This is a genomic window from Elusimicrobiota bacterium, assembly GCA_041658405.1.
Taxonomy (GTDB): domain Bacteria; phylum Elusimicrobiota; class UBA5214; order JBBAAG01; family JBBAAG01; genus JBBAAG01.
Window position 1 is genome coordinate 42984 of record JBBAAG010000011.1, and the last position, 8218, is coordinate 51201.

Genomic DNA, 8218 nt, shown 5'->3' on the forward strand with positions numbered 1-8218 from the left:
TACGCGTAAAAGAGCCAACCGTTCCTTTGATGCAACAGAAGTACCGTCACCAGGTGCCGGTCCCGAATTATAATAATTTTGATCATGTGAGGATAACACTTGCGTCTCCGCAGCATATACGTGATTGGTCGTATGGAGAAGTAAAAAAAGCGGAAACAATTAACTATCGTACGTTTAAACCTGAACGGGATGGATTGTTCTGTGAACGCATATTCGGTCCTGTACGGGACTGGGAGTGTAATTGCGGTAAGTATAAGTATATTCGTCACAAAGGGATTATTTGTGACCGTTGTGGAGTTGAAGTCACTGAATCGCGTGTCCGCCGGGAAAGAATGGGGCATATAGAACTTGCAGTTCCTGTTGCGCATATATGGTTCTGGAAAAAACTTCCTTCTAAACTTGGCTTGTTGTTAGACATCGGGCAGCGTAATGTCGAAAAAGTTGTGTATTATCAGCAAAGAGTGTTGCTCAATAATTTAGTTGATTCTAAAGGCAAGTTCTGTGAAGCAGTTGTAAATAGCGGTGATAGCACTGGACAGTCTGCCATTAGGATTCCGTGTTTAAAGTATCAACAGATTTCAAATGATCAGTATAGTATTTTACAAAAAACATCAATCCATGAATTGCTGGTTGAGTATAATTGGGAACGCTCAAGATCTAATAAAGATGAGTTAGATCCAGAAGCTACTGTCGGAACCGGCGCAGGTGCTATTCATGAACTTCTTGCAAGAATGGACCTTGAACTGGAACGCGATATTTATATGACCGCAGCGGAGATAAAGAGCGCGTCTGATGATTATTTGTGGTATAAATTTTTTGTGTTATTGTTGAAAAAATATATCCGCGATTCAATCGGCCCGGCAGAATTTAATAAAGATAAAAATGAATTAATACAACTAATTAGCAGCGAAAAATTGGCGGTGGAATTACAAAAAGTGGTGAAAGAAATAGTTATACCGTCAAGGTTTGACCGTCGTTCAAAAAAGAAGGAAAGTAAACAGAGGGAAGAATTACAAGAATCTTTAAGTAAAAAGATTATAGAAATTAAAAATGCGGAATTCACGAAATATGTTGAGTTAATAATGTGGTTTGCGCAGGGATGGTGGACTCGTGAATGGAATGCGCGTAATGAATCACATAACCGTCAACGCGCTATGCCGCCGTTATCTGACAACTCATTAGTTGAAGTAATGCGTATTGTACGTTTGATAAATTCTTTTATCTCATCGAAGGATGCCAATAATCCGAGATACATGATAATGACAGTTTTGCCTGTACTACCTCCGGGCTTGCGCCCATTGGTACCGTTGGAAGGAGGGCGATTTGCGTCTTCTGACCTAAACGATTTGTACCGCAGGATAATTAACCGTAATAATCGTTTGCGTCATATGATAGGGTTGAAAGCGCCCGAAGTGATGATTCATAATGAGAAACGGTTACTGCAGGAAGCTGTAGATGCGTTGATAGAGAATGGTACCAGGGGAAGAGTGGTAACCGGTGCTGGCGGAAGGCCGTTAAAATCTTTCTCTGATGTATTAAAAGGAAAACAGGGTCGGTTCCGTCAAAATTTACTTGGTAAACGTGTGGATTATTCCGGCCGCGCGGTAGTAGTTGTTGGACCTAACCTTAAACTTCATCAATGCGGGTTGCCAAAAGAAATGGCGCTTGAACTGTTCAAACCGTTTATTTTACGTGAACTCATACAATTACATAAGGTTACATTGAAAGCAGCGAAGCGTATGCTTGAGCATACCACACCGGAAGTTTGGGATATATTAGAGGCTATCACGCGTCAATATCCTATACTGCTTAATCGTGCACCGACTTTGCATAGGTTGAGTATCCAAGCGTTTGAGCCGGTACTGGTGGAAGGTAAAGCTATTCAGTTACATCCGCTTACTTGTGCGGCATTTAATGCTGATTTTGATGGTGACCAAATGGCGGTGCATGTACCGTTATCTTTGGAGACACAATTGGAATCGCGGTTCCTCTTATGGGCGCCATATAATATAATGTCTCCTGCGTCAGGTAGGCCGTTGGCTACACATACACAGGATATTGTGTTGGGATTGCATTACCTTACAAAAGAAAAACTTAATGTTGAAGGCGAAGGCAAGGTTTTTTCTGATGAAGAGGATGTATTGACTGCATATCATTCAGGTATCCTTGATTTTCATGCGAGAATAAAGGTTGCACACGTACCCTTGGCAAGCGGTAGAATTTTGGGTTTTATACAAGAACCGGAGATGAAACCGGAGCAGTGGTCAAAAAAAGAAAATATTAAAAACTGGAAAAACTTTACTACAGTAGGGCGTGTAATATTTAATAATTACTTACCTAAGGAAATGCGGTATATCAACCGCACAATAAATAAACGTGACTTAGCGGATCTCGTAAAATTGTGTTATAAAGAACTTGGTTTATATCGCACAGCTGAAGTTTTGGATGATCTTAAGAAACTCGGGTTCAAGTATGCAACAGGTTCAGGGTTGTCAATTTCGGTCACTGATATGAACATACCTGAGATAAAAGAAAAATTGTTGGTTATAGCGGAACACGATGTTAAATCAGTTACAGAACAGGCAAGAAAAGGTGCTATCACGGATTTAGAACGTTATAACAAAATTGTTGATATCTGGACACACGTGACCGAAAGAGTTACCGACGGTGTATTCAAAGCTATGGAAGTAAATGATAATAAGCCTCACGTGATTGGTACTCCGAAGTTTAACTCAATCTTAATGATGGCGCGTTCCGGTGCGCGTGGCGGTTCAGAACAAACACGGCAGTTGTGTGGTATGCGCGGGTTGATGACCCGTCCAGCCCGTAAACTTACCGGACAGATGGGGGAAATCATTGAATCTCCTGTGAAGTCAAATTTCCGTGAAGGATTGACTGTGCTTGAATATTTTATATCCGCGCATGGCGGGCGTAAAGGATTAGCGGATACGGCGTTAAAAACTGCAGAAGCAGGGTATCTCACGCGTAAACTCGTAGACGTATCACATGATATTGTTATAACAGAACCTGATTGCGGGACAATTAATGGTATACGTATTACCACGTTACGTAGTGGTGATGATATTATTGAAACACTTGAAGAACGCATAAACGGCCGCGTGGCGTTAGATAATGTTGCTGACCCTATCGAAGACACTACAATTATAAAAGCCGGCGATATTATTTCACCTGACCAGGCAAAGAAAGTTGCAGAAGCTGGGATTGAGTCTATACGTATACGTTCTGTCTTGAATTGTGAAGCAAAACACGGTGTATGCGCAAAGTGTTATGGCATAAATCTTACTACAAACAAGTTGATTGAAGTAGGCGAAGCGGTTGGTATCATTGCAGCGCAGTCAATAGGTGAACCTGGAACGCAGTTAACTTTGCGTACGTTTCACGTTGGTGGTACTGCCGCGCGTGTGGTGCAGCGTACCAGTGCGAAATCTGTAAGGCCCGGAGCAGTAAGATTCAATAATTGCAATAACGATTTATTAGTAAAAACTGATGAAGGATTTATTGTCAATCTTAACCGCAATATGGTCATCAGTGTTATTGATGCAAGTAAAGAGTCAAAACGTGACCATCACCAGATACCTTACGGAGCAAAAATTAATGTTAATGACGGGCAGGTGGTTGAAGCGGGTGTAGTATTAGCAGAATTTGATCCTCACGCATTACCGATCATCAGTGAATACGAAGGATGGATTACCCTAGAAGATGTGGAAGAAGGAAAAACGTTACAGGTTGAATTCAATAAAGTCACAGGTTCTACGGAACGCAGGATTGTGCAGCATCGAATTGAAGATTTGAACCCGCGGGTTGAAGTATTGATACCGGAACGTTTTCAGCATATTTCAAAACTGCTTGTTAAGATAGAGCAGTCTGTAACAAAAGAGAAAACAGTAAAACGTGTAAATGAATTGATAGATCTTACGCAGAAGTTTGCGCAGAAGATTGATAAAGACGAAATCACAGATAAGGCTATCCAGGATTATCGTGTTCTTGTAGATCTTTTGAAAGAGTTGGAAGATGAGAAGGAAATTGCTGCTGAGCAAAAAGCGGAATTAAAAAAAGCATTTCCCCCGACTTATGTGTTACCAGTGGATACATATCTGTTATGTAAGAACCTAACAAAAGCGAAAGTTGGAGAGATGTTGGCAAAAACGCCGTTGGAAGTATCAAAGACAAAAGATATCACAGGCGGATTACCAAGAGTAGTTGAACTTTTTGAAGCGCGGAAACCTAAAAGTCCGGCAATAATTTCAGAGCTTGATGGTAATGTGCACATAAGCCCGACATCAAAAGGGTTATTGGAAGTTACTATAACGAATGAAGATACCGGAATGAAAAGGGAATATGATATTACGCAGGGCAAACATTTAGTTGTCCGCGAAGGAGATAAGATTGCGGTAGGCGAACCGCTTACCGACGGTGCGGTGAATTCTCACGATATTTTAAGGATTCTTCAGGCGAAGGGGTTGCAAGAACATTTAGTGAATGAAATTCAAGAAGTGTACAGATTACAGGGTGTTTCAATTAATGATAAGCATATAGAAATAGTTGTCCGCCAAATGTTGTCGTTTGTTCGTATCACCCGTAGTGGAGATACCGGATTACTGGTAGGCGAAACTGTGAAAAGGTCTAAACTTGAAGAAGAAAATATGAACGCCCGGAAGAATAATCCTAATGCAAAACCAGCTGATGCACAGCCGATATTGTTGGGGATTACCCGTGCAAGTTTATATAGTGATTCGTTTATTTCAGCGGCAAGTTTCCAGGAAACAACAAGGATATTGACAGAAGCTGCGGTCAATGGGGAATACGATAACCTGGTTGGGTTAAAAGAAAATGTTGTAATCGGTAAATTAATACCAGCGGGTACCGGGTTAAGTGATTTCAGTGTCGTTAACAAAAAAGAAAAGTAAATATTTAGGAGAATAACAAATTATGCCAACAGTAAATCAGTTGCTAAGGTTTGGACGGCAGAAGGTAAAATTTAAAACAAAAGCGCCGGCATTAGTTTCATGCCCACAGCGCAGGGGTGTGTGTACGCGTGTTTATACAACAACACCGAAAAAACCAAATTCAGCGTTACGCAAAGTTGCGCGTGTAAAATTGGTCTCAGGGTTTGAAGTAACGTCATATATTCCGGGTATTGGCCATAACCTGCAAGAACACTCAATAGTACTGGTGCGCGGGGGGCGTGTAAAGGACCTTCCCGGAGTGAGATATCATATTATACGAGGAACACTTGACGCTGCGGGGGTTGAAGATCGTAAACAAGCACGGTCAAAGTATGGTGCAAAACGTGTAGCCGGCGGCGGAGCAGCAGGTGCAAAAGCAGCGGCGTAGAAACATAAATTAGGGGAATTAATAATGAAGTACATAATGATAAAAGGAGATAAGAATTAAGTTATGCCACGTGATCACAGAAAAGTAGAAAAACGTGAATTGAAACCGGACTATGTATACAACAATATTGTGGTTTCGAAGGTTATAAGTAAACTGGGATTTCGCGGGAAGAAGACATTATATGAAAAAATATTTTACCGCGCAATGCAGTATATTAAAGACAAAACAAAACAGGACCCAATAAATGTTTTTAATACCGCGATTGAAAAAGCACGGCCTATGCTAGAAGTAAAACCGCGCAGAGTTGGTGGTGCGACATATCAGGTGCCGATAGAAGCAACACCGGCGCGCGGGGAAACTTTAGCAGTAAGATGGATACTCCAATATGCGCGTGCAAGAACAGGGAAACCGATACATCAAAGATTAGCGGAAGAAATTATGGAAACCGCGCGCGGGGAAGGTTCAGTAATTAAGAAACGCGAAGATACACATAAAATGGCGGAAGCAAACCGTGCATTTGCGCATTATAGATGGTAGTTTATATATATTAGAGGATTATGGAAACAACGGTTGTAAGACCCAAAGGGAAAAATAGGATGTCGATAGAGTCCGTAAATACGTTATCAACGGATCGTATACGTAATATTGGTATAATAGCGCATATAGATGCCGGAAAAACCACGACAACAGAACGTTTACTTTTTTATACAGGAAAGATACATCGTATTGGCAAAGTTGATGATGGTAATACCACAATGGATTGGATGGAACAGGAACAGGAACGCGGAATAACTATCACCGCAGCAGTAACGACTTGTTTCTGGAGAGAACATCAGATAAATATTATTGATACACCTGGCCATGTTGATTTTACGGTAGAGGTTGAGAGGTCTTTACGTGTTCTTGATGGTGCTGTAATAATTTTCTGCGGTGTTGGCGGAGTTCAGCCGCAATCGGAAACTGTCTGGCGTCAAGCAACGCGTTATAATGTTCCGCGGTTGGTGTTTGTAAACAAACTTGATAGAACTGGCAGTGATTTTTATGAAGTAGTTGATCAAATTAAAAAGAAGTTACATGTAAAACCTTTGGTATTGCAGTTACCTATCGGAAGAGAATCGGAATTTAATGGTGTCATAGATTTAATTCGTATGCGGGCGCTTACATGGGATGACAGTGTGGAAGATCCAAAATTGGGTTATCAGACGATGCCTATACCTCAGGAATATATTGATTCCGCAAAAAAGTATCATGACCAGATGCTTGAATTATTGGCGGAAGTAGATGAAAATATCATGGATAAATATGTGCACGGAAAAACTGTTGAAATAACCGAAATATTTGATGCGATAAGAAAATCTACTATACAAAACAAGTTGTTCCCGGTACTCTGCGGCGCATCGTTTAAGAATAAAGGGGTTCAGCCTTTACTTGATGGTATCGTAGATTATCTGCCATCAGGGAAAGATTTACCTCCGGTAACGGCGCATAAACCGGATACACATGAAGAATGTAAACTTAAACGCGAGAAAGAGGAAAACCTTAGCGCGTTAGTTTTTAAAATTCAGGTAGATCCGTTCGTAGGAAGATTGTGTTATGTTCGTATATATTCAGGAGAACTTAAGGCTGGTGAAACGATTTATAATGCTACCCGTAAGAAACAAGACCGTATTTCACGGTTAATCAGAATAAACGCAAATATGAGAGAAGAAATTGCATCCGCAAGCGCGGGAGATCTTGTTGGTGTTATTGGACTAAAAACAGCAGCAACCGGGGATTCGTTGTGTGAAAAAAAGAATCCATACTTACTGGAGATTATGCATTTCCCTGAACCAGTGATATTTATGGCGGTCGAACCTCAGACAAAAGCGGATGAAGAAAAGTTTATGAATGCGTTGCGACAAATGTCTAACGAAGATCCTAGTTTTAAGATAAGGGAAGATACTGAGATTAACCAAACACTTATTTCGGGAATGGGTGAGCTTCATTTGGAAGTTATAATAGAACGTATCCGCCGTGAGTTCGGCGTTAATATCAATGTTGGCAGGCCACAAGTGGCATATAAAGAAACAATTAGGAATATCGTTGAGTGTACTGGAAAATATATACGTCAAACCGGCGGGCGCGGACAATACGGGCATGTTGAGTTAAAGGTAGAACCTTTACCGCGCGGCGAGGGTGTACAGTTTGTGAATGAAATACGACAAGGGCGTATTCCTGAAGATTATTTTGGTGCAATTGAAAAAGGCGTGAATATTGGCCTGGAGATTAACGGTAAAATCGGTGTGCCGATAATTGATGTAAAAGTTACGCTCTGCGATGGTTCATTCCATGACGTGGATTCTTCAGAGTTTGCGTTTGAAATGGCTGCATCATTGGCTATCCGTAACGCTATGGAGAAAATTAAGACCGTTATTCTGGAACCTATAATGAAAATAGAAATTGTTACTCCGGAAGAGTATGTTGGTGAAGCATTGGCAGACTTAAACGCTCGGCGCGGACAAATTACTAGTTTAGAACCCAAGCCTGGTCAGCAGATTGTATGGGGTTTGGTTCCTTTAGCGGAAATATTTGGTTATGCTACGGTATTAAGATCACTGACTCAAGGCCGGGCGATTTATAATATGGAGCCTTTTGAATACCGTCCGGCACCGCAAGAAGTTGTAGTTAAGTTGTTAGAACGTTATGGTAACAATAATAAGTAAGATGTTTTTTATTATTAAAATTAGGAAGGGGCAGTTAGCAAATGGCAAAAGCAAAGTTTGAACGAACAAAACCGCATGTGAACGTAGGGACAATCGGGCATATTGATCATGGCAAGACATCGTTGACATCGGCAATAACGAAAGTATTGTCAAAAAAAGGG

The 8218-nt window shown here is 41.0% G+C and carries 5 protein-coding genes; all 5 read left to right on the forward strand.

The window, feature by feature from the left end:
• Window positions 1-29 precede the first annotated feature (29 nt).
• A complete protein-coding gene (gene rpoC / locus WC955_03765) occupies window positions 30-4928 on the forward strand; it encodes a DNA-directed RNA polymerase subunit beta' (GenBank protein ID MFA5858161.1) in 4899 nt (1632 codons plus the stop codon).
• Window positions 4929-4950: 22 nt separating this feature from the next.
• Window positions 4951-5355 carry a 30S ribosomal protein S12 gene (gene rpsL, locus WC955_03770; GenBank protein ID MFA5858162.1) on the forward strand — a complete coding sequence of 135 codons (405 nt, stop codon included), beginning with the start codon at window positions 4951-4953 and terminating at the stop codon, window positions 5353-5355.
• Window positions 5356-5418: 63 nt separating this feature from the next.
• A complete protein-coding gene (gene rpsG / locus WC955_03775) occupies window positions 5419-5892 on the forward strand; it encodes a 30S ribosomal protein S7 (protein ID MFA5858163.1) in 474 nt (157 codons plus the stop codon).
• Between the two features lie 59 nt (window positions 5893-5951).
• Window positions 5952-8057 (forward strand): elongation factor G, encoded by a 2106-nt coding sequence (fusA, locus tag WC955_03780; protein ID MFA5858164.1) that lies wholly within the window; start codon window positions 5952-5954, stop codon window positions 8055-8057.
• Window positions 8058-8098: 41 nt separating this feature from the next.
• The coding region (locus WC955_03785) for a GTP-binding protein (GenBank protein ID MFA5858165.1) at window positions 8099-8218 on the forward strand (120 nt) is incomplete at its 3' end.